Annotated in this window: 22 protein-coding genes; 5 read left to right on the top strand and 17 right to left on the bottom strand. The window is 44.6% G+C overall.

What is annotated here, in order from left to right; translation table 11 throughout:
• Positions 1-292: 292 nt before the first annotated feature.
• Positions 293-973, top strand: coding sequence for a Crp/Fnr family transcriptional regulator (locus INQ51_RS02285; RefSeq protein WP_233376283.1), 681 nt, complete (start codon positions 293-295; stop codon positions 971-973).
• A 21-nt stretch (positions 974-994) separates the two neighbouring features.
• Here the strand turns inward: INQ51_RS02285 and INQ51_RS02280 are convergent, their stop codons facing one another.
• Both INQ51_RS02280 and INQ51_RS02275 read right to left on the bottom strand, forming a co-directional pair.
• The gene (locus tag INQ51_RS02280; RefSeq protein WP_233376282.1) at positions 995-1,735 is read right to left on the bottom strand and encodes an SDR family oxidoreductase; all 741 of its coding nucleotides are present in this window, start codon (positions 1,733-1,735) and stop codon (positions 995-997) included.
• A gap of 1 nt (position 1,736) precedes the next feature.
• Positions 1,737-2,156, bottom strand: a complete 420-nt coding sequence (locus tag INQ51_RS02275) for a DUF3788 domain-containing protein (protein WP_233376281.1) — start codon at positions 2,154-2,156, stop codon at positions 1,737-1,739.
• A 518-nt stretch (positions 2,157-2,674) separates the two neighbouring features.
• On the opposite strand from INQ51_RS02275, the gene asnB reads away from it, so the two are divergent.
• On the top strand, positions 2,675-4,360 hold the full coding sequence (gene asnB, locus INQ51_RS02270) for an asparagine synthase B (RefSeq protein WP_233376280.1): 1,686 nt from the start codon (positions 2,675-2,677) through the stop codon (positions 4,358-4,360).
• A gap of 79 nt (positions 4,361-4,439) precedes the next feature.
• Here the strand turns inward: asnB and INQ51_RS02265 are convergent, their stop codons facing one another.
• A complete protein-coding gene (locus INQ51_RS02265; RefSeq protein WP_233376279.1) occupies positions 4,440-5,006 on the bottom strand; it encodes a type 1 glutamine amidotransferase in 567 nt (188 codons plus the stop codon).
• The gene (locus INQ51_RS02260) at positions 5,003-5,866 is read right to left on the bottom strand and encodes a patatin-like phospholipase family protein (protein ID WP_233376278.1); all 864 of its coding nucleotides are present in this window, start codon (positions 5,864-5,866) and stop codon (positions 5,003-5,005) included. The genes INQ51_RS02265 and INQ51_RS02260 overlap by 4 nt, the downstream gene beginning before the upstream one ends.
• 346 nt (positions 5,867-6,212) lie before the next feature.
• Between INQ51_RS02260 and INQ51_RS02255 the strand changes: the two genes are divergently transcribed.
• Positions 6,213-7,319 (top strand): TlpA disulfide reductase family protein, encoded by a 1,107-nt coding sequence (locus tag INQ51_RS02255; protein WP_233376277.1) that lies wholly within the window; start codon positions 6,213-6,215, stop codon positions 7,317-7,319.
• A 110-nt stretch (positions 7,320-7,429) separates the two neighbouring features.
• Entirely contained in the window at positions 7,430-8,341 is a 912-nt protein-coding gene (locus tag INQ51_RS02250; RefSeq protein WP_233376276.1) for a DMT family transporter, read from the top strand.
• Here INQ51_RS02250 and INQ51_RS02245 read toward each other — a convergent pair whose 3' ends face one another.
• Positions 8,342-9,646 carry a S28 family serine protease gene (locus tag INQ51_RS02245; RefSeq protein ID WP_233376275.1) on the bottom strand — a complete coding sequence of 435 codons (1,305 nt, stop codon included), beginning with the start codon at positions 9,644-9,646 and terminating at the stop codon, positions 8,342-8,344. It lies immediately after the preceding gene.
• Positions 9,647-9,753: 107 nt separating this feature from the next.
• Here INQ51_RS02245 and INQ51_RS02240 point away from each other — a divergent pair, with 107 nt between their 5' ends.
• On the top strand, positions 9,754-10,335 hold the full coding sequence (locus INQ51_RS02240; RefSeq protein ID WP_233376274.1) for a peptidylprolyl isomerase: 582 nt from the start codon (positions 9,754-9,756) through the stop codon (positions 10,333-10,335).
• 47 nt (positions 10,336-10,382) lie between these two features.
• Here the strand turns inward: INQ51_RS02240 and INQ51_RS02235 are convergent, their stop codons facing one another.
• From INQ51_RS02235 to INQ51_RS02180, 12 genes are all read right to left on the bottom strand, one after another.
• Positions 10,383-10,859 (bottom strand): lipid-binding protein, encoded by a 477-nt coding sequence (locus INQ51_RS02235; protein ID WP_233376273.1) that lies wholly within the window; start codon positions 10,857-10,859, stop codon positions 10,383-10,385.
• A gap of 7 nt (positions 10,860-10,866) precedes the next feature.
• Positions 10,867-11,553 (bottom strand): BT_2262 family domain-containing protein, encoded by a 687-nt coding sequence (locus INQ51_RS02230; protein WP_233376272.1) that lies wholly within the window; start codon positions 11,551-11,553, stop codon positions 10,867-10,869.
• A gap of 11 nt (positions 11,554-11,564) precedes the next feature.
• Entirely contained in the window at positions 11,565-13,076 is a 1,512-nt protein-coding gene (locus INQ51_RS02225) for a SusD/RagB family nutrient-binding outer membrane lipoprotein (RefSeq protein WP_233376271.1), read from the bottom strand.
• Between the two features lie 11 nt (positions 13,077-13,087).
• Positions 13,088-16,291, bottom strand: coding sequence for a SusC/RagA family TonB-linked outer membrane protein (locus tag INQ51_RS02220; protein WP_233376270.1), 3,204 nt, complete (start codon positions 16,289-16,291; stop codon positions 13,088-13,090).
• 455 nt (positions 16,292-16,746) lie between these two features.
• Complete coding sequence (locus tag INQ51_RS02215; RefSeq protein ID WP_119438135.1) at positions 16,747-16,938, bottom strand: hypothetical protein; 192 nt, start codon at positions 16,936-16,938, stop codon at positions 16,747-16,749.
• A 199-nt stretch (positions 16,939-17,137) separates the two neighbouring features.
• A complete protein-coding gene (gene trpA, locus INQ51_RS02210) occupies positions 17,138-17,920 on the bottom strand; it encodes a tryptophan synthase subunit alpha (protein ID WP_233376269.1) in 783 nt (260 codons plus the stop codon).
• A gap of 103 nt (positions 17,921-18,023) precedes the next feature.
• Positions 18,024-19,205 carry a tryptophan synthase subunit beta gene (gene trpB / locus INQ51_RS02205; RefSeq protein ID WP_233376268.1) on the bottom strand — a complete coding sequence of 394 codons (1,182 nt, stop codon included), beginning with the start codon at positions 19,203-19,205 and terminating at the stop codon, positions 18,024-18,026.
• 85 nt (positions 19,206-19,290) lie between these two features.
• Positions 19,291-19,881, bottom strand: a complete 591-nt coding sequence (locus tag INQ51_RS02200) for a phosphoribosylanthranilate isomerase (protein WP_233376267.1) — start codon at positions 19,879-19,881, stop codon at positions 19,291-19,293.
• Between the two features lie 120 nt (positions 19,882-20,001).
• Positions 20,002-20,784, bottom strand: coding sequence for an indole-3-glycerol phosphate synthase TrpC (gene trpC / locus INQ51_RS02195; protein ID WP_233376266.1), 783 nt, complete (start codon positions 20,782-20,784; stop codon positions 20,002-20,004).
• A gap of 83 nt (positions 20,785-20,867) precedes the next feature.
• Positions 20,868-21,854: an anthranilate phosphoribosyltransferase gene (trpD, locus tag INQ51_RS02190; RefSeq protein ID WP_233376265.1), complete on the bottom strand. Its 987-nt coding sequence runs from the start codon at positions 21,852-21,854 to the stop codon at positions 20,868-20,870.
• Positions 21,855-21,916: 62 nt separating this feature from the next.
• A complete protein-coding gene (locus tag INQ51_RS02185) occupies positions 21,917-22,486 on the bottom strand; it encodes an anthranilate synthase component II (protein ID WP_233376264.1) in 570 nt (189 codons plus the stop codon).
• Between the two features lie 24 nt (positions 22,487-22,510).
• Positions 22,511-23,920, bottom strand: coding sequence for an anthranilate synthase component I family protein (locus tag INQ51_RS02180; protein WP_233376263.1), 1,410 nt, complete (start codon positions 23,918-23,920; stop codon positions 22,511-22,513).
• Positions 23,921-24,053: the final 133 nt, after the last annotated feature.

Raw genomic sequence — 24,053 nt, 5'->3', positions numbered from 1 at the left:
GTTACAGAAATGGTTAACTACTGATAGCCAGCAACGACAGTTTTAATTCCTCTTCCCCGCGTTGGAATCAAGGATGAGCTGTACCCTAAGGGGATCGCATAAAAATAGCTGTAGTGAGCAAAAGTATCAATTACTATCGACCTTCAAAATAGAAAGAGCAGCAAAGCGACTAAGCCTAATAGCTCCCAAGATTATGTAAAAGATAAAATCTGCTTTTGAAGGGTGGTAAAGGGTGGTTCTGTTTCTGTTGATTCTTTATTTTTAAGGCACTAACATTTTCAAACCGTAAACTATGCCAGTACCCGAAGATAATTTCGTGCATTACCGGAATCAATTCTACGAATTTATAAAAGCTACCAGCCCGGTTTCTGAGGTTTCGTGGGCAAAAATGTGCGACTTAATGTGTTTCCGCAGGGCGGAAAAAGGAACGAGGCTGTTGGATTACATGCACGTTGAACGGGTTGTGCGTTTTCTGGGAAAAGGGATTGTGAAATGTGAAGATCACTTTAACGGAAAATCCTTTGTTTATGATTTCCGGGTAGCGCCGATTATTCTGTGCGAGACGGTGTCGTTTTTTAACAGCAATCCTTCGCGCATTACTTTGGAAGCAGTAACCGACTGCGAATTTATCGAACTTCGGGGAGATCCTTTTATTTCACTGCTGTTCTCGAACCTGGATCTAGCCCGGTTTGCCACTACCGGTGTTGCCAATTACCTGGGGATGACCCACTATAAAATGGCGCTGCTGCGTACTATGTGTGCCGACAAAAGGTACAAGCACTTTTTACGCGAGTTTCCGGCTGTGGCAAAATACTGCGAGCTAAAAGATATCTCGTCCTATCTCAATATTACGCAGCAAAGTCTCAGCCGCATCCGGAAGAGCATTCGGTGGGCCGAAGATGAGAAAGAGCTGGAGGTGCTGAGCAATGAGCTGAATGTGGTGAGTAAGTACTATTCGCCTTCCGAAGTGTAGTTTTCGGAAAACCTACCCGCGTTACACATAGATCATCTTCGTGGTCATTCCTCCGTCGATCACAAAATTTTGCCCGGTTATAAAATCGTTTTCGGGCTGTAAAAGAAAAAGTACCATGTTGGCAATGTCGGAAGCTTTTCCCACCCGTCCGGCAGGGTGCTGCGAATGGTCTTCTTTGCTCAATATGCATTGCCGGGCAGTGGCTTTCTTTCGTACTGCTGAAACATCAATCCAGCCGGGGCTGATGCTGTTGACTTTTATTTGGGGCCCGAGACTGGCTGCCAGCGCGTGGGTAAGCGCCATAATTCCGCCTTTGCTGGCCGAGTAGGCTTCGGTGTCGGCTTCCGATTGCAGGGCGCGTGTGGATGCCATGTTAATGATCCGGCCATCTTTCATAAAAGGAACCACGTGTTTTGAACACAAAAATGCCCCGGTCAGGTTGGTTCCCATTACGCGGTTCCATTCTTCCAGGCTCAGGTCGGTGAGCGGCTTGTTGGCCGCAACGGCTGCGTTGTTGATCAATCCGTAAATGTTCCCATGTATTTCAGCCGACGATGAAATGGCGTCCTTTACCGAATTCTCATCCGAAACATCCACGCAAAACATACTCACGGTTTCTTCGGAGACCTCTTCTTTTAGTTCGTCGATTGCTTCTTCGTCAATTTCAAACACCGTAACGGCATATCCGTTTTTCAACAGGTTTACAACCATCGTTTTGCCAATGCCTTGCGCACCTCCGGTAACTATTATATTTTTCTTCATCTTAAATGGCCAGTTTAATATCGATCAGTTTTTTAATGTCGTTTATCAGGGATCCGTCGTGTATGTCGAGCCGCAGAACCCGGCCTTCCATGTATGCCTTGGAGGCCATCAGTTCTTCTTTAACCGATGGGTTGATCTGATCAGCCAGTATTTTATCGGTGGCTTTTTGCCCGAACACCATCACCAGTTTAAAATATCCCTGCCGGGGCGACAAATATACAATCGCTCTTTTCTTATCCTTTATCCGAAAGCTCCAGCCGTACTTTTTTACCGACACATGCCATTCTTCCATTGCCTGCGGGTATTGGCTGAAAACATAATCCCTGATCTCCATCCAGTGCCGAAAGTTGTTGCCAAGTGGTGTTTTCAGGTCTTCGGTGCAAGGCCGGAGGTTTAGGTCGGTAAAGATACTGGTGTCCATTGTTTTTGGTTTAAAGATGAGTGTCCGTTCAGAATAAAACCGACTCAACGTGATAAGTCGTGCCTGCAATTTACAAAATCAGGTGGAGGTAGCCGTTTGTTTTCTTTTGATGATTGCAGGAAAATACCCGGATTACCGAACGGAATGCGATCGGTTTTGATGAAAATGTCGTGATAATGAAATTTATTTTGACAAAATGAATGAATGAAAGATGTTTTTTTGAACTAATTGTTTGAATGGGTGCTTTTGGTGAATAAAATGATTTTTTAGAGGGTAGTCTTTCAAAATTCAAGGGGTATTGTTGAGGAAAGGTATTTTTTTTGGTTGAAGGGCTGTGTTGTGAAGGGGGTGTTTGGGGAAATAATGAATGTTAAAATGTTTCGTATTTTATGTTGTTTGAATCTATGTGTTTTGAATGTGTTAATTAGAAAAGAAAAATGTCATAAAATATTTTCATATTATAACAAAGTGATTATTTTTGACGAAGTTTTATGAACGATTATTAGCAATAAAAAGATATGTGTGGAATTGTAGGAGTATTCGATTTGAGGATCAATGCAGAGGAGCTGCGTCCTCAAGTGCTTAAAATGTCCCGGAAATTGCGTCACCGCGGACCGGACTGGTCGGGAATTTATTGTGGCGAAAAAGCCATTATTGCCCACGAACGTCTTTCGATTGTCGATCCTGAATCGGGCGGGCAGCCTTTGTTCAGTAAAGACCGGAAACTGATACTGGGAGTAAACGGCGAGATTTACAATCACCGCGAGATCAGGAAAAGATACGACGGAAGTTATGAATTTCTGACCGGGTCGGATTGCGAAGTGATCCTGGCTTTGTACCGTGACAAAAAGGAAAAGTTCCTGGATGATATGAATGGTATTTTCGCTTTTGCCCTCTACGATGAGGAAGAAGATGCCTATCTGATTGGCCGCGACCACATCGGTATTATTCCTTTGTACCAGGGCTGGGATAAATACGGCAATTACTATGTGGCTTCGGAACTAAAAGCGCTGGAACGTTATTGTTTCAAGATCGAAGAGTTCCCTCCCGGGCATTATTTCTACAGCAAAGATGGGGAGATGAAACGCTGGTATGTGCGCGACTGGACAGAATACGACAACGTGAAAGAGAACCCGGCGGATGTGGATGAACTTTCGGAAGCGCTCGAAAAAGCGGTGCACCGGCAGTTGATGTCGGATGTTCCTTACGGAGTTCTTTTATCGGGCGGACTTGATTCGTCGATCACATCGGCACTGGCCAAGAAATTCTCTTCAACCCGTGTGGAAGAGGACGACCAGAAAGCCGCCTGGTGGCCGCAGTTACACTCATTTGTAATTGGTTTGGAAGGTTCTCCCGATCTGGCAGCTGCCCGAAAGGTGGCCGATCACATCAACACCATTCACCATGAAATTCACTACACCATCCAGGAGGGCTTAGATGCGATCAAAGACGTTATCTACCACATTGAAACCTATGATGTAACCACTGTCCGAGCTTCCACGCCCATGTACATGTTGGCACGGGTGATAAAATCGATGGGAATTAAAATGGTACTGACCGGTGAGGGTGCCGACGAAATTTTTGGCGGTTACCTGTATTTTCACAAGGCGCCCAATGCCCAGGCTTTTCACGAAGAAAGTGTGCGTAAAGTGAGCCGCCTGAACATGTACGACTGTTTGCGGGCCAACAAGTCGCTGGCTGCATGGGGAGTTGAAGGCCGCGTGCCTTTCCTCGACAAGGAATTTGTGGATGTGGCCATGCGTTTTAACCCTGAAGCAAAAATGGCAAAGGATGGAAAAATGGAGAAACACTGTTTGCGCGAAGGGTTTGCGAAGTACCTGCCCGAAGAAGTAGCCTGGCGACAAAAAGAACAATTCTCTGACGGTGTGGGATATGGCTGGATAGATACGCTGAAAAAAATTGCGGCCGAAAAAGTGACCGACGAGATGATGGAGAATGCGAAGTATCGTTTTCCGGTTAATACGCCCATGAATAAAGAGGAGTACCTGTACCGCGAGATCTACAGCGAGCATTTCCCTTCGGATGCGGCAGCGAAATGTGTTCCGTCAGAAGCTTCGATTGCCTGCAGTACTGCGGCGGCGCTTGAGTGGGATGCTTCGTTCAGAAACAACGCCGACCCATCGGGAAGAGCTGTAAATATGGTTCATGCACAGGGTGCTACCTTTAGCGATGTAAAAAAATGATACGGTAAATAAATATGTGTTAATTCACAGTTTTGGGAGACCATCCGCACTTGGGCGGGTGGTCTTTGTTTTTATTCGTTTAACGGACACACAATGCTACGAAGTTTTTGATCATTTGCTGGTTGTAAAACTCAGGGTGAAACTGTGTGGTATAAAGCAATTTCTTTTTGTGTTTCATTACCTGGTTTTTGCAGGTTTCTGCGGTAGCCAGCAATGTGAAATCCCCGGGGAGTGTTACCGAGTCGTTGTGCATTTGTCGTACTTCGAAGGTTGGAGAAAGGCCGTTAAAAATAGGGTCCTCACAAAGTATTTTTACGATGAAATCTCCCGATTCGGGTTCTTCGCTGCGCAAAAGTGTTGAGCCGTATAAATAGCCTGTGATGTGGTGGCCGGCGCATATGCCAAATACCGGCTTTTCATAGGTTTTAATCCATTCAAAATAGGGACGATGATGTTCCACAATGTCATCGCCCTGCGGCGACCCCGTGAGAATAATTCCGTCAAATTCATCCAGTGCGGTGGTTAAGCAATCTTTGTACTCAATAAATTCGGCGTATGCTCCTGTTTCCTTCACCGTTTGTTCGATGGGAGCGGCAAATTCGCGGATACCCGGTTCCGCATTGTTTATAATTAGTATTCGTGTCATATCCGGTCCAGTACCTGGCGGGCTGCCAGTCTTCCTGTTTCAATTATTTCAGCTGCCTTGTAAAAGTCGTACGTTCCGCAGGTATCGCGCGAAATTTCTACCAAAATATCCGGGTTGCCGCTTGCAATGCTAAGTTGTGCCAGCCGTAACATTCCGGTGGTAAGCGTATTGTCGATAAGCGATAAAAATCCAAGGCTGTGTTCCTTTTCCTTTGAATTTCCCAAAAAATCGGTAAAACTGGCCAGCCACCTCTTGTGTGCGCTTTCTTTTTCTTTTATTTCTTTTTTACTCAAAGCCGGCTGAAGTACCGGAACATTGGCGCTTACATGCACCACCGCGAGCAGGTCGCCGTCGGTGCGTTTTACATTCGAAATAGGCACGTTGTTCATCACACCTCCATCAACCAGCACCATCCCGTCTTTTTTTACCGGGGTAAGAACCGTGGGAATGGCAATCGAAGCACGGATGGCATCGTACAACATTCCACTTCGGAAAACCACTTCTTGGTGCTTGATAATATCCACTGCCGTTGCAGAGTAGGGAATCGGAAGGTCTTCAATCCGGGTGTCAGGAATAAACTCCTTGATGGTGTTCAGCACCCTTTCCCCTTTTACCAGTCCGGCCGCACTAAACGTAAAATCCACCAGTTTAAATACCTCAAACTGATCGAGCGTGGTCATCCAGTCGCGAAATTCGGTGAGTTTTCCCTGGGCATAAACACCGCCAACCAGGGCTCCCATCGAGGTTCCGGCAATTGAGGTAATTTCGTAGTCCCTTTTCAGCAGCTCTTCGATAACCCCGATATGAGCCAGTCCGCGTGCGCCTCCGCCTGATAAAACTAAAGCAATTTTTTTGGTCATGGACATTTGTAATTGAACTCCTAATTTAAAAAGAATGTTGGTAGCTCCAATCTTTCGCTGCTAACGATTGACTAAAAGGGGAATACCAGCCGCCGTTTTCAGCCCATATTGAAGTATCTACCCAATTTTATATATGCATAGATATTTTTATGAAAGAATGAATAAGATGTTAATTGACTGCTGAATATTATAATTATCTTCGAATCTTAAAATTCGACATTCTAAAGAGAACATTTTAACGAGAATCTCTTCTTCTTTGTAAGAAGTTTCTAAAACACCTGAATAAAACAATCAATTTAAATTAAAACTGAGGAAGAGTTTCCATTGAATTTTAAAATATAAACGCATGAAAAAGTATTTCGCACTATTTGCTGGTATTGTATTGTTTGCCTGTTCCAAGCCAAGTGGCTTTAAGATTGATGTAAACCTGGAAGGAGCAGACGGACAAATCGTTCTTGAAGAAAGAAAAGAAGGCGCTTTTGTTGGTATCGACACGGCCGATGTTGTGGACGGAGTTGCTGTGTTGGAAGGAGCCGTTGAGAATCCAAGTATGTACTACATTTCGGTTTTGGGCCAACGCGCAAAAGCCCTGATCTTTGTTGAAAACGCTAATATGAAGGTTACCGGAAAGGCTGATTCAATCAACTTTATCAAGATTGAAGGTTCTGCCACACAGGATGAGTATGCTACATTGGACGGACAACTGAAAGCCATTCAAAAAGAATACATGGACCTGTACCAGGAGTCGGTTGCGGCTAAACAGGCCGGCGACACTGCCAAAGCCAGTGAGTTGATGGCGAAAGTGGAAGAAATTTACGAAGGCGCCAGCGAGCGGATGAATACGATTCAGGAAGATTTTGTGAAAGGTCATCCGGCTTCGTATGTAACGCCGGTTATCCTGAACCAGCTTCAATATGGCAAGCAGCCGGAAGAACTCGATTCAATGATCAATGCACTGGACCCAAAAATTCAGCAGGTGCAGTTGATTGTGGATATGAAAACGCAGATCGAAAAGATGAAAAAAGTATCCATCGGTCAGATTGCTCCTGATTTTACGCAGAACGACCCGGATGGAAACCCGATAAAATTCTCGGATATTTATTCGCAGAATGAATTGACATTGCTTGATTTCTGGGCATCGTGGTGTGGTCCGTGCCGCAGGGAAAACCCCAATGTGGTGGCCGTTTTCAACGATTTTAAAGATCAGGGGTTTACCGTTTTCGGTGTTTCGCTCGACCGCGATAAAGATGCATGGTTGAAAGGAATTGCTGATGACGGCCTTACCTGGACACACGTTTCGGATCTGGCTTACTGGAACAATGCGGCCGCACAGGAGTATGCGATACGCAGTATCCCGAGCAGCCTGCTGGTTGATAAAACCGGAAAGATTGTGGAGAAAAACAAACGGGAAGACGAGCTCAGAGCTTTTGTGGAAGGCTACTTTGCCAAGTAATTTCCATTGGATTCAATGATATTTTGTAAGAGCCATTCTTTCCGGTGAGGAAGAGTGGTTCTTTTTTTAGATTGAAAGCTTACAGGATTAATAAGTAAACCGATTGCTTTATGCAAAATCATTTTGGAGAAATAGCAGGTGTGCTAACCGCGGTGTTCTGGACTGTCACTGCATTGGCATTTGAGTCGGCGGGAAAAAAAGTAGGTTCGCTGGCGGTGAATCTGATCCGTTTGGTAATTGCCTTTTTTCTGATTGGTGCTTACAGCTGGCTGGCGCGTGGTTTTTTCTTTCCCACCGACGCTACGTTTTACAGCTGGAAATGGCTGGCGCTCTCCGGTGTGGTGGGTTTTGTAATCGGCGATTTGCTACTTTTTGAATCCTATCTTTTTATCGGAGCCCGGGTGGCCATGCTCGTTATGGCGCTGGCACCGCCTTTTGCAGCCTTGATTGGCTGGCTGATGCTTGATGAGGTATTGTCGCCTAAAAACTGGATCGGGATGCTTATTACCATGAGCGGAATTGTACTGGTAATCCTGAAACGCGAGAAGAAGGAAGAAAACGGTGCGATTGTTAAGAAACTAACATCCAGCTATTCCATCCCGGGGCTTTTGCTGGCATTGGGTGGTGCACTGGGGCAGGCAGCCGGCCTGGTGTTAAGCAAAAAAGGCATGGGCGACTACGACGCTTTTTCTTCCACGCAAATCAGGGTACTTACCGGTATCATTGGTTTTTCCATTCTTTTTGTATTTATGAAACGCTGGCCGCGGGTGTGGGCGGCCTTAAAAAATGGCCCGGCCATGAAAAGAATCTCGCTGGGTGCTTTCTTCGGCCCTTTTCTGGGGGTGTCGTTTTCGCTGTTGGCCATTCAGCATACAAAAACAGGTATCGCTGCTACCTTAATGGCCATTGTTCCGGTATTGATCATAGCTCCATCTATTCTTCTTTTCAAGGAAAAAGTGAACTGGAAAGAAATTGTGGGAGCAATAATTACGGTAAGTGGCGTGGCGCTGTTTTTCCTGTAACTATTCGATATTGACTTTCATTTGCAACCATTCTTCCAGGGTTTGCTTTACCCGTTTTTTCTTTGCTTCGGGAAGGTTGTTGATCCGGGCAGAATGACTCCCGCCTTCCTTCACAACCCGAAGCAGGTTGTCTTTTTGAGGTACTTCAAAACCGCTGGCAAACCAGGGATCCCATCCTCCGTATATAAACAGGATTTCAGCATCGGTAGTATCAATAAATTTCTTTACCTGTTTGGCAATCTTTTTATCGTAAGTGATTTTTAAATCATCCGGCAGAAAGATCTTTGGCAAGTAGTTCTTAGCCGATTTGATGGAAAGATAGCGTTTAAAAGGTCGGGTATCGTACCCATAGTAACCCAGTTCGCGCGCGGCCTGTACAAAAAACGACTGGATTCCTTCCATGCCTTCGATGGCAAAATAAGAAGGATTGGAAACGATCATCAGGTGTTCAAACAGGGAGTCAGCATCCTGGTCAGCAGCGGGAACCTGGTTGACAAGATTTCCCCATTGCCAGAGTGCAAACGGATATTCAAGCACACAATAGTCGAGTACTTCATCCATGCTGATCTGGAAAGTGAACTTCTCCTGCTCGCAAAAGGCTTTTAGTTTAGGTAGATAAACCGTACGGTTTTTTAGTATTTCCGTTTGAAATTCCAGTATCTTTTTGCGTTGTTCTGCAGTGCCCGGAATGTTGGCAATAAATGGTTCGTGGCGGCCGTCTTCCACTCCAAAATTCAGCGGGGCCACATAGGGTATTGAAACATCCACATCATCGGGGTATAGCCAGCGGTGGTACACCACGGTTTGTCCTCCTTTGCTGATACCGGTGTTCACCCATTTGCCGGTGTAATATTTTTTCATGATTTGCACAATGCGATGATGGTCGGCAGCTGCGTTTTTAACGGTCAGGTAATCCCAGTTGAGTGGCTCGGGCCACGAATCTCCAAAATAACGATGTTCGACACAAATCTGGCTGGCACCGAGCATGGGGCTTAGCTCGTTTACGTAACGCGGACTACCGGCATAGGCTGCTCCATAGCCTTCGGTAATAAAAACCACCGGGCCTTCGTGGGTTTTATCGGAAACAAAAACGCGTTGCAGGAAAGTGCCTTTTTCGGGGTGTTCATGATCAAGTGGCTGTTCTACCATAATTTTGTAGGTAGACGTAAAAAAGTCGTTCCCCTCAATTTTTTCGACGCTTTTAATTGCAGGTTGTGCTTTTAAAAAGGCGTCAATAGCAGTTTCCTGTGCAAATGATAGCGAGTAGGCCAGTAGTAAGGCAACAAAAAGTACCAGTTGTTTCATTCTTGAAAAGATTTTGTGGATAGAATTATTCTTCTTGTATGAAAGAAGACCAACCATCGGTTTTCTTACTTTTGAAAGCAAGTAAGGAATAATATTCAGTTTAAAAAATGAGAAATACAATACTCTTTATCTGGTGCGTATTTATGTTCTGTGGAAACGGAAACGCCCAGCAACTTCCAAAGGTGGAAATAAGAACCAAGCTTGGAGTGATTACTGCCGAACTGGATACCATTCGTGCGCCGCTTACGGCCAAAAACTTTCTGATACATGTGGAGAAAGGAACGTATACAGATGCTGTCTTTTACAGGACGGTGCGTTTGGACAATCAACCCAATAACGATGTAAAAATAGAAGTGATACAAGGAGGCCTTTTTGACGATGAACGGATTGAAGGAATTCCGCCGATAGCACATGAAACTACCGAAATGACAGGAATAAAACACAAAGACGGTACTTTATCGATGGCCAGAAATGCCCCGGGAACAGCTTCTACGGAATTCTTTATTTGCGTGGGCGATCAGCCCGAACTGGATTTTGGCGGAAAGCGAAACCCTGATGGACAGGGATTTGCCGCTTTTGGGCGTGTTGTAAGCGGAATGGATGTGGTCAGAAGAATTCAAAAAGAGAAGGACACTACGCAGTATTTGGTTGAGCCGGTGGGAATTGAGTTGATGAAGATAACCCAATAGAAAAGGGTACCCAAACCGGGTACCCTTTTCTATTTTATACAGAAGAATCAATGTTCATCCTCTGTAAAGCCTGTTTTTCGCGTTCCTACCGCTTGGTAAACCACGCCCGGCTCGTTGCTGAAAGAAATCTCGAAAGAGATTTTGTCAGTTATATTTCCGGCCGTTGACAACCCTGCATCTTTTTCAATTTTGCCATTGGCAACTGTAACGGAAACATCCGAGTTTATATCGTCAAGATTACTTCCTCCGAATGTTAGTGCAGAAACATTAACCGGACACTTAAACTGAATGTCTTTCCAGTTTCCGTCGTCAGAAATCCACATTTCGGTGGCAATATCGTCAGCCGTATTAAATGTAAGTACTTTCAGGTACCCGGTTTGGTAATCGGTTTTCGAGAACTTAATCCACCACTCACCGGCAGCATCCACTACCTGGGAGTTTATTGGTTCGTAGTCTTCTTTTTCATCGCAGGATGTAAGAATTATACTTACGAACGCCAGCATATATATCAAATATTTCTTCATAATTGCTTTATTGTAAGGTTAATTGTACATCGAAACTAAACCCGTCTTCGAAAACTGCGGTATAGGTTAAAACATTGTTTGCATCATCAAATACAAAGCCTGTTCCCGATACGGCTTCTCCAAAGCCAGGAGCATAACCGAGTTCTGTTCTAACAGTACCGTCTTCCTCTATAACCAGAATGGCAGGAGCCGCAGTTGAGGGGCCGTATCCGACATACTGATCGTAGTACCCGGCCAGCAGATCGCTGATTTGGTAAACTCCGGCAGCTAGTTTGTTAATCTGAACGACACCTCCTGCATTTCTGTTTACGCGGATTCCATCGTAAGTGCCTGAAGGAATCTCAAATACATCGTAACCGGTGAAGCTTACAATACTTACATTCCTCGAAATATAGAAATCATAACCTTCCGAGTTCGTTACCTTGTATTGTAGCCTATACGTTCCCGTGATATCGACATTTACTTCGTTCAATATTTCGTATTCAAGTTCCGTAGTATCGCCATTGGCTATTTCTACTGCGTAGATCCCGGGATCAACATAAGGTGTCCCTTTGAATAAAACCATTGGGTTACTACCGTATAGTTCCATAACCGGAGCCGGAGTTTCCGAAAGGTAACTTTCGTATTCTTTCTCGCAGGATGCGAGCATGAAAACGGCAGCGGTTAAAATGATTAAATATTTTAATGATTTCATTTTAAACTGTTTTAATTTTTCCACCATACTTTTTGTAAAATCACATCAGCATCCACCAGTGCTTTGTATTCTGCGGCATTTGAGTTAAAGTTGAGCTCGCTGTCAGGATAAGGGAAACGTCTTGGTAAAATTCCGCTTGTAGTTCCTTTCTTGCTGTAAATCAGTGTTCCCGGAATGTAATTGCCCGGTACCGTGTAGCCTTCGTCAATTTGGTCGCTGATGGTTGATTCTTCCGGATATCCGGTTCTTACACGTTCAATGTGCGATTCTATTCCGCGACCACCTTCGGCGGCGTCTATCCATTTTTGTACAATGATTGCTTTTAGCTGATCGTTAAAACCTGTTGCAGGAAATGCATATGCGCCGGTTAACAAATCACCTGCGTCGGCTTCCATGCGGTCGAATGATTCGCTTACTCCACTTTCATAATAAGCCTGTGCCATTTCTGTGTTTCCAAGTCGTAAATAGGCCTCCGCAATCAGCAGTTCCGATTCTGCATAAGTCATCCAGTACACGGGCATTGTAGCTTCGATTACCGGAGATGCGATGAGCTTGGGTGCTTCGAACTCGGTAGAAGGGACATTGTAGGACCCCGGAACCATTCCAAGGTATTTTCCGTCAATGGGTGTAAACAATACTTCAAGGCGTGGATCGCTGTTTGCTTCGAGATAAGAGGTAAAGGTTACACATGCCTTAATGTTATTGGTTGTATTTAACTGCCGTTGATCGCTTTCATACAATGGGTTGGATTTACTGTCGGCATCTTCAAAGTTGGTAACTGCCACATCTCTGTCCAACAGGTAAATGTGTTCAGCTTCCATATCGGCAATTAATTTGGCGATCTCGGTATTGGCAAACGATGAATTTGCATCATACTGACGCAACAAAATTCTCAATCGTAACGAATTGGCAAAGGCTTGCCAGGCTTCCAGGTCTCCTTCGAAAATGATGTCATTGGCTTCGTAGAGTTCCGGAACAAAAGATGAGAAATCTTTGTCCAAAGCGTCAACCAGCAAAGCGTAAATATCGGCATAGATATTTTCTCCCTTGTCAATGACGGGGTTTAATTTCTCTGATCCGAGAAATGCTTCGGTGTAAGGTACATTTCCATATAAGTCAACTAAATACTGGAAACCGTAAGCTTTTATTACAGCCCCCATGAGATAGGCTCCCCAGTTTTCGCTTTCCGCTACTTTTTTAAGGAAGATTTCATTGTCGCTCAAGCCGTCTACAAACATGGCGCGGTAAGAGCGTTCGATAACATTGGTGTTACTGCTAATCGCGTATGTTTCGTAAATTTTGTATTGCGAAGAGGTATTGTTCTGGGCCCAATGCTGCGACCAGAAGGAACCAATTAAACCCCAATCGGCGCAGTAAACGTTGGTAACGGCAGCCTGCGCAGACGTAAGTAGTAATTCATCCGAAACATCGGTTGGGAAGTTGGGATTTTCGTTAATATCCAGAAAATCATTGCAAGATGATAGAAACAGGACAATACTTATTATTGTGATTAACTTTTTCATATGAATACTATTTAAAAGGTTAAGTCTAATTTCAGTCCATAGGTCCTAACAGAAGGAGCTCCGTTAAACTCACCAAATAATCCTTGAATGTCGTTATCCCAGGTAGTTGTTTCCGGGTCTACATAGCTGTTGTCTTTAGGTGTCCACAAAAACAGGTTTCTGCCAAACAGGGAAACATTTGCCGACGACAGGAATGTTTTGTTGAGTAAGGACCCGCTAAATCTGTAGGAAAGAGAAACCTCGCGTAACTTGATAAAGGTTCTTGAAATAAGCCTCGAACTTTCAAACGGTTTGTTGGTGTTCGATGAGTAATAGTCGTGCCAGTTATCAACTACAGGTGTTGTATTTTCAGTATAGCCTGTAACGTTTCCTTCAGCATCTTTAATTTCGGTAACAGTATTCGGTATAATCCATGGCCGACGGTCGTTGGTAGTAGACTGTTCGTTATTTCCCGACCAGTAAGTAGCATTGGCAGTGTTCGAATACATTAAGCCTCCTTTTTGGTAGTCGATCAGGAATGAAAATCTGAATCCTTTGTACGACAAATTATTGGTAAACGACATCATAAAGTCTGGAACCGAAGAGCCTACCAGTTTTTTGTCTCCTTCAACCGGAAGACCGTTGTCTCCAACAATTATTTTTCCATCCGGAGAATATTTGTAATCCGGAATGCGGTACATACCCAATTGTTCGCCAGGAATAGCAACAAATTCTGTTTCGTAAGCATCGTTTATCAGGTATTCTGAAACCCCCAGTTCTTCCGATAATTCATCGAGTACCATATTGGCTTTGTTGAACAGGTAGGTAAAATCCCAGGTGAAGTTAGTGGTTTTTACCGGGGTGATATTTATGGCCAACTCGATACCGTCGTTGGTAATTTGCCCCAAATTGGAAGTTATTTCCCTGTAGCCGGTTGATGCTGCAATGTTGGCAAGCATAATCAAATCGGTAGTCGTTTTCTTGTAATAGGCAAAGTCGACTCCAATACGATTCGACAAGAACCTTAGGTCGGTACCAATTTCAAGTTCTTTCGAGATTTCAGGCTTTAAGTTCGGGTTGCCTAAACGCTGATGCTTTTCGTAAGCAGGAATTCCGCCAACAGGGTAGTTGGTAAAACCAAAACCACCGGCACGTAAAATGGAAGGCCTGTAAATTTCGGAAGTCATAAACGGAGCCGCATCGTTACCCGCAAGTGCGTAACTCAACCGGAGTTTTCCGTACGAAAAGTTTTTATTATCAGGCAGTAAATCGGTAAAAATGAATCCGAGTGTAGCCCCGGGGTAAAAGAACGAGTTATTTCCGATTGGAAGAGTGGATGACCAGTCGTTACGGGCCTGAAGGTTTATAAACAGGTAATCGTTAAATTCAAGTCCCAGTTGCCCGAAAACACCCACCAGTCTGCGTTTGTACTCTGATGTATAAACTTCGGCAGACCCACTGATGTTTCCAACGTTGTAATATCCCGGAACAACCAATCCTTTCGATATAATATTATCGCGTTTGAAAGAGCGTTGGTTTATGTTGTTTCCGAAAAGTACATTGTATCGCAGGTTTCCTCCGAAGATTTCCACTTCGTTGTTGTAATTAATTACTAGGTCGCTGTTTAATTGAGTCAGGTATCTTGCTTCCTCTTTTACGGCACCGGCAACATCGTTAATGGTGCCCGAGTTATTGGAGCCGGGGGTTACTTTTGCTACCGCCCCGTGAACTTTTGAGAACTGCGAATAGGTATCAGCTCCGCCGGTAAACGAGATGCTGAGTCCTTTCAGTAACTCTTGCGTTATATTCAGATTGGCAATTATCCTGTTCTGATCAGCTGTTGCACCCGTTTCGTTTAAGGTGAAATACGGGTTTTGTGCATAACCATTGTAATAATTGTCCAGGTTGTTAAATACATATTTATAATTGCGATAATCAGGCAGGTAATGATTTATTGGCTGATACAAAATATCAGAATAGATTACTGCGCCTGTCCCTGCATCGTCTCCCTGTCCGGTTGGGATTGTCTTTTGCGCACGATTAATGTACGTCATCCCAAAGTTGAGTTTGGTTTTATCCGTTCCTCCGTTGGCTTTGAAGGTGAGCGTGTTTCTGTCTAAAACATCTACATCACCGGGAAGAACTCCGTCGTTTGTTGAATTGGTTGCCGAAGCATACCAGCCCATAAAATCATTTCCCCCGGAAAGCGCAATCGTGTTGTTCAGCGAATAACCATATTCATACACATCACGGATACCGTTCTTTTTGTACGTAAAAGGAGCTACCTGTTGTACGTTGTCTACAACGTAACCGGTAAGTCTGTCCTTTCCGTCTAGAACCGGGCCCCAGCTACCGTTTTCCTTGCTGTCATAGGTTCCGCTCCATCCCTGTCCGAATCTTGTTTGAAAATAAGGGAGTCGTCCAACCTCAGTAAAAGCAGATGAACTAGAAAAGTTGACCTGTAACTTGTTGTTTTTGGAGCCTTTTTTAGTCGTAATCATTATTACCCCGTTGGCAGCTCTTGAACCGTAAAGGTTGGATGCTGCAGCACCTTTCAAAACCGAAATGGTTTCAATGTCAGCCGGGTTAATGTCAGCCGCTGAATTACCAAAGTCTACTTTGGCATTTACATTCATTGAATTTTCTGTCGCATTACCGCTTGCAAAAGAGTTGTTGATTGGAACACCATCAACTACATACAAGGGTTGGTTACTTCCGGTTATGGACGAAAGCCCCCGAACAATAACCCTGGTTGCCGCCCCCGGGGCTCCTGAACCCGCGGAAATGGAAACCCCGGCAACTTTACCCTGAAGTGCTTTTGTTGCATCGTCGTTTCCAACGTTTCCAAAGTCATCGGCACTGAACTCGCTAACAGAATACCCCAGCGCTTTTTTCTCTCTTCGGATTCCCATTGCGGTAACAACAACTTCGCCAACACCAATTGATTCGGTTTCAAGTACAACGTTGTAAACCGTGGCACTGGTTATTGGCACTTCTTTGGGTTTCATTCCCACGAATGAGAAAACAAGTGTTTCATTTTCGGGGACCATGAATGTGAATTCACCATCGAAATTGGTTGTGGTTCCATTGGTTGTACCTTTTACAACCACTGACACCCCGGGAATTGGCGTACCATCCTCTGCGGAGGTCACCTTCCCTGAGATTTGCTTTGTTTGGGCGAAAATTGTACTCACTCCAAAAAACAAAGCCACCATTAGTAGAAGTGTTTTCTTCATAGAATAGGATTTATGTTAATACTAAAGCTTCTTATACTCTTTGTTTGTAGGACTTCCAAATAAAAAACTCCCGCCGGGGAAACGGGAGTCAGAATATCTGCCAGCCGGCCAGATATACACTTTCTACATTTTTAACGCTGTTTAATTCTGTTTCTATGTAAAAAAGTGGAGTGCCTTTTAATGATTTCCCCGGGCTCCCCGTAATACGTTTTTCGGCTGAAAATCAAGAAATGCAGTTTTCGATTTTCAGGCTTTTTATCAAACTTATAGAATGAATTTCAGTGAAAGAGTTGGTAGTCAGTCAACAACGGGATTTATCGATAAAATACCCGATTTGGGGGTAGAAAGCTTTTTTTAGGAAGAATGGTGATGTTTGTGGGCAAAAAATGAACTTTGGCAGACCATTTTGGGCAATTGGTACAAAAAAAGGCGGGAATTACCCCGCCCGTTTATCTTTAAGCCGCGATGTCGGCGAATGCTTCCGCCAGTACATCGGGATACAGATCGTTAAAATTTTCATAACACCAGCGGTAAAGTTCCATCCGCTGATCGGGTTCTACCCAGTTAATACATTTGTTTAATTCCTTTCTGAACAGATCCTTGCTAAAACTTACTTTAGGAAGGATCACTTTAGCATACTCCATCATGGTCTTTTGTTTTTGAACTTGTTGCCTTTAAGATAACATCGAAAAGCCGAATTGAGTATGCTGTAGAATATGGTTTAACACTTATTAAGTTAAAATAATCAACCGCCTCCGGTTAATGAATTGTTGTTTAATTGATTACAGTAGAGTGTTAAATTCCTGTTTCAAAACATGCTTTTTGCGTGAACATTGAGGAAGTATTTTACCTCCCCGGATCGATGCTTTTTACAAACGTTGCAATGTCTTTCTCCAGATTAACGGAGTCTTTAATGGCGGTTACAAAGGCACTTCCGATGATGGCTCCCTGTGCATATTTACAGGCATTTACAAAGGTGGGCTGGTCTGAAATTCCAAAACCGATGAGCCGTGGATTTTTCAGGTTCATGTTCTGTACGCGTTCAAAATAATCCTGGTGAAAGTCTTCCACTTTTTTACCGGCTCCGGTGGTTGATGAGGACGAAACCATGTAAATAAGACCGGCTGATGCTTCGTCGATCTGGCGGATTCTTTTCTCGGAAGTTTGTGGCGTGATCAGCAAAACATTGTGCAGGTTGGCGGCTTCATAATATTTCCGGTATTCAGCATCAAATTCATCCAGCGGAAGATCGGGGAGAATGGTTCCATCGATCCCTACCTCGGCACATTTTTGGCAAAAGGCTTCCATGCCGTATTGGTACACCGGGTTCAGGTAGCCCATCAAAATCAGCGGAATGTTCACCGATTGGCGAATGTCTTTCAGCTGCTCAAACAAAAGCTTGAGGCTCATTCCGTTTTTCAGTGCCACTTCGCTGCTGCGCTGAATGGTGGGGCCGTCGGCAGTAGGGTCCGAGAAAGGCATGCCGATTTCGATCAGATCCACGCCGTTCTTTTCCAGTTCCTGAATGATTTTCACTGTGTCACCCAGTCTGGGAAATCCGGCAGTGAAATAGACAGAAAATATATTTTCCTTTTTTGATTCAAAAAGTTGATTGATCCTGTTGTTCATGATAATATCTTTTAATCGAACTCAGATGACACTGATTTTGCAAGTATTCATTGATTCAGATCTGCGGAAATCAATTCAAATCTGAGTTGTCAGCGTTCGGTTTTTAGTATCCAAAGTAATTCAAATAAGTTTCCATATCCTTGTTTCCACTCCCTGAAAGGTTGACTACATTCACATCGTCCGGATTCATTTTTATCTTGTCGAGTGCAGCCAGAGCATGCGCAGATTCCAGGGCGGGAATGATACCTTCCTTTTGGGTAAGGAGTAGTACAGACTGAAGAACTTCTTCGTCGGTGGCCGCCAGAAATTTTGCCCGGCCGGTTTTATGCAGGTGTGCATGCAGCGGCCCAATTCCCGGGTAGTCGAGTCCTGCCGAGATGGAATAAGGTTCAATAATTTGTCCGTCTTCGGTTTGCATCAGCATGGTTCGCGCTGAATGTAAAACTCCTGGAGAACCAACGGTGAGAGTGGCGGCTGTTTCATTGGTATCCACGCCTTTCCCGGCAGCTTCCACGCCAATCAGTTCCACCTGTTCGTCATCCAGAAAATGGTAGAAAGCCCCGGCTGCATTGCTCCCTCCTCCCACACAAGCCAACACGCGGGTGGGCAGTTCAGAACCGGTTTGCTCAAGCAACTGGCTTTTCATTTCTTTGCTGATCACCGACTGAAAACGGGCAACCATATCGGGGTAGGGGTGCGGCCCCACTACCGAGCCAATGATGTAATGCGTATCTTCCGGATTGTTGATCCAGTCGCGCATGGCTTCGTTGGTAGCGTCTTTTAAAGTTTTGTTGCCACTGTGTACTGGTACAACTTCGGCGCCCAGCATTTTCATCTTTTTTACGTTGGGTGCCTGACGCGAAACATCGAGAGCTCCCATGTACACCACGCATTTTATCCCTTTCAGCGCACAAACCGTAGCTGTTGCCACACCGTGCTGTCCGGCTCCGGTTTCAGCAATGATTCTTGTTTTTCCCAGTTTTTGCGCCAGCAGAATCTGCCCAATCGTATTGTTTAGTTTGTGCGAGCCGGTGTGATTCAGGTCCTCTCGCTTCAGGTAGATGTTGGAGCCGTAATGTTCCGAAAGGCGGCCCGCATAATAAAGGGGCGATGGTCTGCCCACATAGTCTTTCATGAGTTTATCAAACTCATTTCTGAACTCTTCTGATTCAATGATGCCGAGGTACCTGGTTTTTAATTCTTCGATGTTGGTGTACATCATTTCCGGAATCCAGGCACCGCCAAACTCTCCGTAATATCCTTTTTCGTTAACTGTATATTTCATTTTGTTCTTCTTTCATCGTTACGTCATTCCCGCTTTCGCGGGAATCTGCTGAGTTTCCTGCTTTCGCAGGAAAGACAAGCGTCTGTTATTTTAATGCTTCAATAAACCGTTTCAGTTTTTCAATGTTTTTTAATCCCGGTTCGTCTTCAAAACCGCTGTTTAAGTCGACCCCCGTAAGTTTCGGATGATCGAGCTTTTTTATATCCACTGCGTCGTCGGGTCCAATACCTCCGCTTAAAAAGAAAGGCTTGTATCCCTTGTATCTATTAAGTATTTCCCAGTTGAATTTTTTCCCTGAGCCACCATGCTGCGGGGTTTTCGTATCGAACAGGAAATAATCCACTTCTTTTTCGTAGGCTTTTGTTGTGTCAAACCTGAAGGATTCATCTACCGAAAAAGCTTTAATGACCGTTAATCCCTGTTTTCTGAGTAAAGCACAGGTTTTGGGATTCTCCTTTCCGTGAAGCTGTACAAACTCAAAATTGAAGTTTTTGGCCAGCGCCAGTATCTCAAAAGCATTTTCATCGACAAACACGGCAACCTTTGGTTTTGATGCCTCAAAAAGTGCAGCTTCGGGATGTTCTCCCACAAAACGACTTGATGGTTCATAAAAAATGTAACCCAGCATATTGACTTCAAGCTTTTCCACTTCCTCGCGGTTTTCTGTGAATTTCATTCCACAGACTTTTATCTTTAGTTTTCTTTCCACTTCTTTTTTGTTGGTGTCATTTTCAGGAAGTATACGCGGAAAATCTGTTTTCCTATGGAATGATTTCCCTCCTTCTTCAGATGACCGTTACAGTTGTTGAATAAACTTCTTACAGGCCTTTCCGGGATCCTGCGTTTTCATAAATGTTTCGCCGATGAGGAACCCTTTGAAACCGTGTTGGCGCAGGTAGTGAATCTCTTTTACACCGGCCAGCCCGCTTTCCGAGATCTTTACAAACTTTTCGGGGATCAGTTTCGACAGCTCCACCGATGTTTCTACACTCACATCAAAGGTTTTCAGGTTGCGGTTGTTTACTCCCACCATATCAACGAAATCGTTTACAATCTCGAGTTCTTCTGCATTGTGAATTTCCATCAAAACCTCCAGCCCCAGTTCTTTGGCATCTTCCGCCAGTTCCAGCGCCAGTTCTTTCGAAAGACAGGCCGCAATCAGCAGAATTACATCGGCTCCGTATGCTTTGGCTTCCACCAGTTGGTAGGGATCGATCATAAAATCTTTCCGCAGGATCGGAATATCGGGGTTGATTTCGCGTGCTTTTATGAGGTTGGCCTGCGAACCTCCAAAAAAGTTTTTCTCGGTAAGCACCGATAACCCGGCAGCACCTGCATCGGCATAAGCCTTGGTAACATCTTCCACCCTCGCCGACAGATTGATGTCGCCTTTAGAGGGAGAACGTTGCTTGAATTCGGCAATTATTCCCGATGAACCGGCTTTTAGCAAGTTCTCTTTCAGTGAATTGCAATCCCTGAAGAAATCAGGTATGTCTTGTAATACCTCAATGTCAACCACTTGTTTTTGGTGAGCGACCTCTTCCTTTTTGGCTTCAATGATTTTGTCGAGAATTGTCATTTTTGTATGTTTTTTTCGTTTTGCTTTTCCGTTTTTAGAGGAGCTTTTTCTGATTTTATCTCCTGTTGAAACAGAATAACAGGTTAATTGATCACGGCCTTTAGTTTTTGCAGGGCTTTTCCGCTTTCCAGCGATTCGCGTGCCATTGCCACACAATCGGTTAGTGCCTTGTCGGGATAAACCAAATGCAGCCCAAGTGCGGCATTGGCCAGAACTGCATTGGCTTGCTCCGCGGTGCCGGTCCCATTCAGAACATCCATAAAGATCTTTGCCGCATCTTCCACCGATTCTCCTCCGTACAGTTTCTCCGGCTCAATTCTGTTCATCCCAAAATCGGAGGGAGCCAGTTGCCTGTCGTTTCCGCGTGTTGCAACGCGTGCTTCCGATGTCAGTGAAATTTCGTCGTAACCGTCATTACTGTTCACGATTGCAAAGTTAATATCCAGTGTTTCATAAACCTTCTGATAATGACCAAAATTTTCAGGGTTATTCACCCCCAGTAACTGGTATTTCGGAGCGGACGGATTGATCATCGGTCCCAATATGTTGAAGAAAGTGGGAACTTTCAGCGCTCTTCTTACAGGGGCGATGTGTTTCATGGCCGGGTGGAAGAGGGGAGCGTGCAGAAAGCAAAATCCGCCTTTGTCAAGATCGGTTTTTAGTTTCTCAATGTCGTTGCTGAATTGATAGCCCAGGTATTCCAGCAGGTTGGAAGATCCACTGTTGGAACTAACGGCATAATTTCCGTGTTTGGTAACATTTACACCAGCTCCGGCAATCACAAAACAAGCCAGGGTAGAAATGTTAAAGGTATTTTTTCCGTCGCCGCCGGTTCCCACAACATCTATCCCGTTGTATGCCGACAAATCTACTTTCGAGCACAGTTCAAACATGGCATCGCGAAAACCGGCGAGTTCTTCCGACTCAAGCGGACGCATTTTAAAAACCGTCAGAAAAGAAGCAAATTCAGCCTCGGAGTGCAGTCCTTTTCCAACCCCGATCAAGCTGTTTCTGGCCTCTTCGCGTGTCAGTTTGTTTCCTTTAAAAAGGTATTGTAAGGTGTCTTTCATAATTCGATTTTAAAAAATAAGTGTTTTTAACTGATCTGATCACTTTGACTGAAAACTGTGCACTAAGATTTCAACCAGTTCTCGATCATTTTTTCACCCAGCGGCGTTAATACCGATTCGGGGTGAAACTGCACGCCTTGTAAATCGTAATCGCGGTGCTTCATTGACATGATTTGTCCATCGGCGTCGTAGCTGGTAACTTCGAAGCATTCGGGAAGTTGTTCTTCCTGAACGATCCACGAATGATAACGTCCCACGTCAAATGTTTCGGGCAAGCCTTCAAATAATACAGATTTGCTGGTTGTGAGTTTAACAGGAGTGGCCACACCGTGCAACACCCGGTTCATGTTTAGAAGTTTGCCCCCAAATGCCTCACCAATTGCCTGGTGTCCCAGACAAACGCCCAGCATGCTTTTTCTGGAACCGTACTCTTTTATAATATCCAGTAACAAGCCCGATTCTTCGGGTAGTCCCGGCCCGGGAGAGAGAACGATCTTGTCGTACTTTTCCAGGTCTTCCAATGTAACTTCGTCGTTGCGGAACACATCGACCGGCAACCCGGAGATTTTTTTGATTGCATGCACCAGGTTGTAGGTGAATGAATCGTAATTGTCGATTACTACTATCTTCATGATTTTCTTTTCTAAAGCTTGTTATTAATTGATCTCTTTGGCCATTTCGATGGCTTTTTTTAAGGCAGCCAGTTTGTTGTTCACTTCCTGCAGTTCGCTTTCTTCTTTCGAGTCGGCCACAATGCCTGCCCCGGCCTGGTAGAAAAGCTGGTTGTTTTTACTCAGGAAGGAGCGGATCATGATGGCGTGGTTTACGGTGCGGTCGAAACCCAGGTAACCGATGCAGCCACCGTAATATCCGCGATTCTGGTTTTCGTAACGATCGATCAGTTCCATGGCCTTGTATTTAGGTGCCCCCGACAAGGTTCCGGCCGGAAAGGTTTCTCCCAAAACTTTGATCAGGTTGGTATCGTTTGAGATTTTTCCGGACACCTGCGACACCAAATGAATAACATGCGAAAAGAACTGTACTTCGCGGTAGGTTTCCACAATCACATGGTCGGCATTTCTGCTCAGGTCGTTTCGTGCCAGGTCGACCAGCATTACGTGTTCTGCATTTTCTTTGGGGTCTTTGCTGAGTTGTTCGGCCAGTTCTCGGTCCTGGTCGTCGTTGCCGGTGCGCTTAAATGTTCCGGCAATGGGGTGGATGTACGCCTTGTTGTTCATGATGCGTATCTCCGCTTCGGGACTGGAGCCAAAGATGCGGTAGCTGCCATAGTCGAAATAAAATAAATAAGGCGACGGATTTATGGACCGCAAAGAACGGTATACATTAAAATCGTCGCCTTTAAATTCCTGCGAAAACTGCCGGCTGAGTACGATCTGGAAAACATCGCCGCGGTAACAGTGTTCCTTTCCTTTTGTAACCATGTGCTTGTACTCATCGTCGGTAATGTTCGATTTTTCTTCACCGGTTGCTTCGAATTTGGCTGTCGCAAAATTCAGGTTGATCAGCAGGTGGTGAATGTAATCGATTTGCGACTGTTCGCCTTCCATCAGGTTTTCCACCATGTGAATCTGGTTTTTATGATGATCGATCGCCACTACGTATTTGTAAAAGCAATACCTCACTTCGGGAATCTGGTAGTCTTCTTTTTTATCCGAACTAAAATGAATGTTTTCGAAATGCTGAACGGCATCGAAACCCAGGTAGCCAAACAATCCGTTTGCGGGAAGTTCGATGTCCTTGCTTTCTACGTTGAATGTTTGAAAGAAATTATCCAGTTCGTCGTGCAGTTTTCTTTCTTCCGAGAGACTGAAAATTTCCTTTTCCCTTCCGGGAAGTTCTTTTACTACTTCGCCGCTGTTGACCGTAAAGCGTGCCAAAGGACTGAAGGCGATAAAAGAGTAGGCATTTTCATTTCCGTGATAATCGGAGCTTTCCAGCAGAATCGATTTCGGGTACAAAGTTCGCAACCGAAGGTAGATACTTACCGGGGTAACCGTATCGGCCAGTATTTTCCGGACTACCGGTTTGAATGTCAATTTTTCCATGAGTGTATGTGTTATAATTTGTTGTTACTGTTTTGTTTTTCTTTGAAATTGAGCCAAAAAAAAGCGGCTCATCGTGAATTCGATGAGCCGCTTCCTTTATATCAATGGCAGTACCTCTTTTCACGAATATTGT

It is taken from the genome of Maribellus sp. CM-23 (assembly GCF_021354595.1).
Taxonomy (GTDB): Bacteria; Bacteroidota; Bacteroidia; order Bacteroidales; family Prolixibacteraceae; genus Draconibacterium.
This window is presented reverse-complemented; position numbering and strand designations above follow the sequence as displayed.

Excerpts from the sequence above, each read along its gene's own strand:
- INQ51_RS02200 (WP_233376267.1), bottom strand. The coding sequence starts at position 19,881 with ATGAAATTCACAGAAAACCGCGAGGAAGTGGAAAAGCTTGAAGTCAAT.
- INQ51_RS02230 (WP_233376272.1), bottom strand. The coding sequence starts at position 11,553 with ATGAAATCATTAAAATATTTAATCATTTTAACCGCTGCCGTTTTCATG.
- INQ51_RS02275 (WP_233376281.1), bottom strand. The coding sequence starts at position 2,156 with ATGGACACCAGTATCTTTACCGACCTAAACCTCCGGCCTTGCACCGAA.
- INQ51_RS02250 (WP_233376276.1), top strand. The coding sequence starts at position 7,430 with ATGCAAAATCATTTTGGAGAAATAGCAGGTGTGCTAACCGCGGTGTTC.
- INQ51_RS02235 (WP_233376273.1), bottom strand. The coding sequence starts at position 10,859 with ATGAAGAAATATTTGATATATATGCTGGCGTTCGTAAGTATAATTCTT.
- trpC (WP_233376266.1), bottom strand. The coding sequence starts at position 20,784 with ATGACAATTCTCGACAAAATCATTGAAGCCAAAAAGGAAGAGGTCGCT.
- trpA (WP_233376269.1), bottom strand. The coding sequence starts at position 17,920 with ATGAACAACAGGATCAATCAACTTTTTGAATCAAAAAAGGAAAATATA.
- INQ51_RS02255 (WP_233376277.1), top strand. The coding sequence starts at position 6,213 with ATGAAAAAGTATTTCGCACTATTTGCTGGTATTGTATTGTTTGCCTGT.
- INQ51_RS02265 (WP_233376279.1), bottom strand. The coding sequence starts at position 5,006 with ATGACACGAATACTAATTATAAACAATGCGGAACCGGGTATCCGCGAA.
- INQ51_RS02260 (WP_233376278.1), bottom strand. The coding sequence starts at position 5,866 with ATGACCAAAAAAATTGCTTTAGTTTTATCAGGCGGAGGCGCACGCGGA.
- INQ51_RS02240 (WP_233376274.1), top strand. The coding sequence starts at position 9,754 with ATGAGAAATACAATACTCTTTATCTGGTGCGTATTTATGTTCTGTGGA.
- trpB (WP_233376268.1), bottom strand. The coding sequence starts at position 19,205 with ATGAAATATACAGTTAACGAAAAAGGATATTACGGAGAGTTTGGCGGT.
- INQ51_RS02215 (WP_119438135.1), bottom strand. The coding sequence starts at position 16,938 with ATGATGGAGTATGCTAAAGTGATCCTTCCTAAAGTAAGTTTTAGCAAG.
- INQ51_RS02245 (WP_233376275.1), bottom strand. The coding sequence starts at position 9,646 with ATGAAACAACTGGTACTTTTTGTTGCCTTACTACTGGCCTACTCGCTA.
- asnB (WP_233376280.1), top strand. The coding sequence starts at position 2,675 with ATGTGTGGAATTGTAGGAGTATTCGATTTGAGGATCAATGCAGAGGAG.
- INQ51_RS02280 (WP_233376282.1), bottom strand. The coding sequence starts at position 1,735 with ATGAAGAAAAATATAATAGTTACCGGAGGTGCGCAAGGCATTGGCAAA.
- trpD (WP_233376265.1), bottom strand. The coding sequence starts at position 21,854 with ATGAAAGACACCTTACAATACCTTTTTAAAGGAAACAAACTGACACGC.
- INQ51_RS02180 (WP_233376263.1), bottom strand. The coding sequence starts at position 23,920 with ATGGAAAAATTGACATTCAAACCGGTAGTCCGGAAAATACTGGCCGAT.
- INQ51_RS02285 (WP_233376283.1), top strand. The coding sequence starts at position 293 with ATGCCAGTACCCGAAGATAATTTCGTGCATTACCGGAATCAATTCTAC.
- INQ51_RS02225 (WP_233376271.1), bottom strand. The coding sequence starts at position 13,076 with ATGAAAAAGTTAATCACAATAATAAGTATTGTCCTGTTTCTATCATCT.
- INQ51_RS02220 (WP_233376270.1), bottom strand. The coding sequence starts at position 16,291 with ATGAAGAAAACACTTCTACTAATGGTGGCTTTGTTTTTTGGAGTGAGT.
- INQ51_RS02185 (WP_233376264.1), bottom strand. The coding sequence starts at position 22,486 with ATGAAGATAGTAGTAATCGACAATTACGATTCATTCACCTACAACCTG.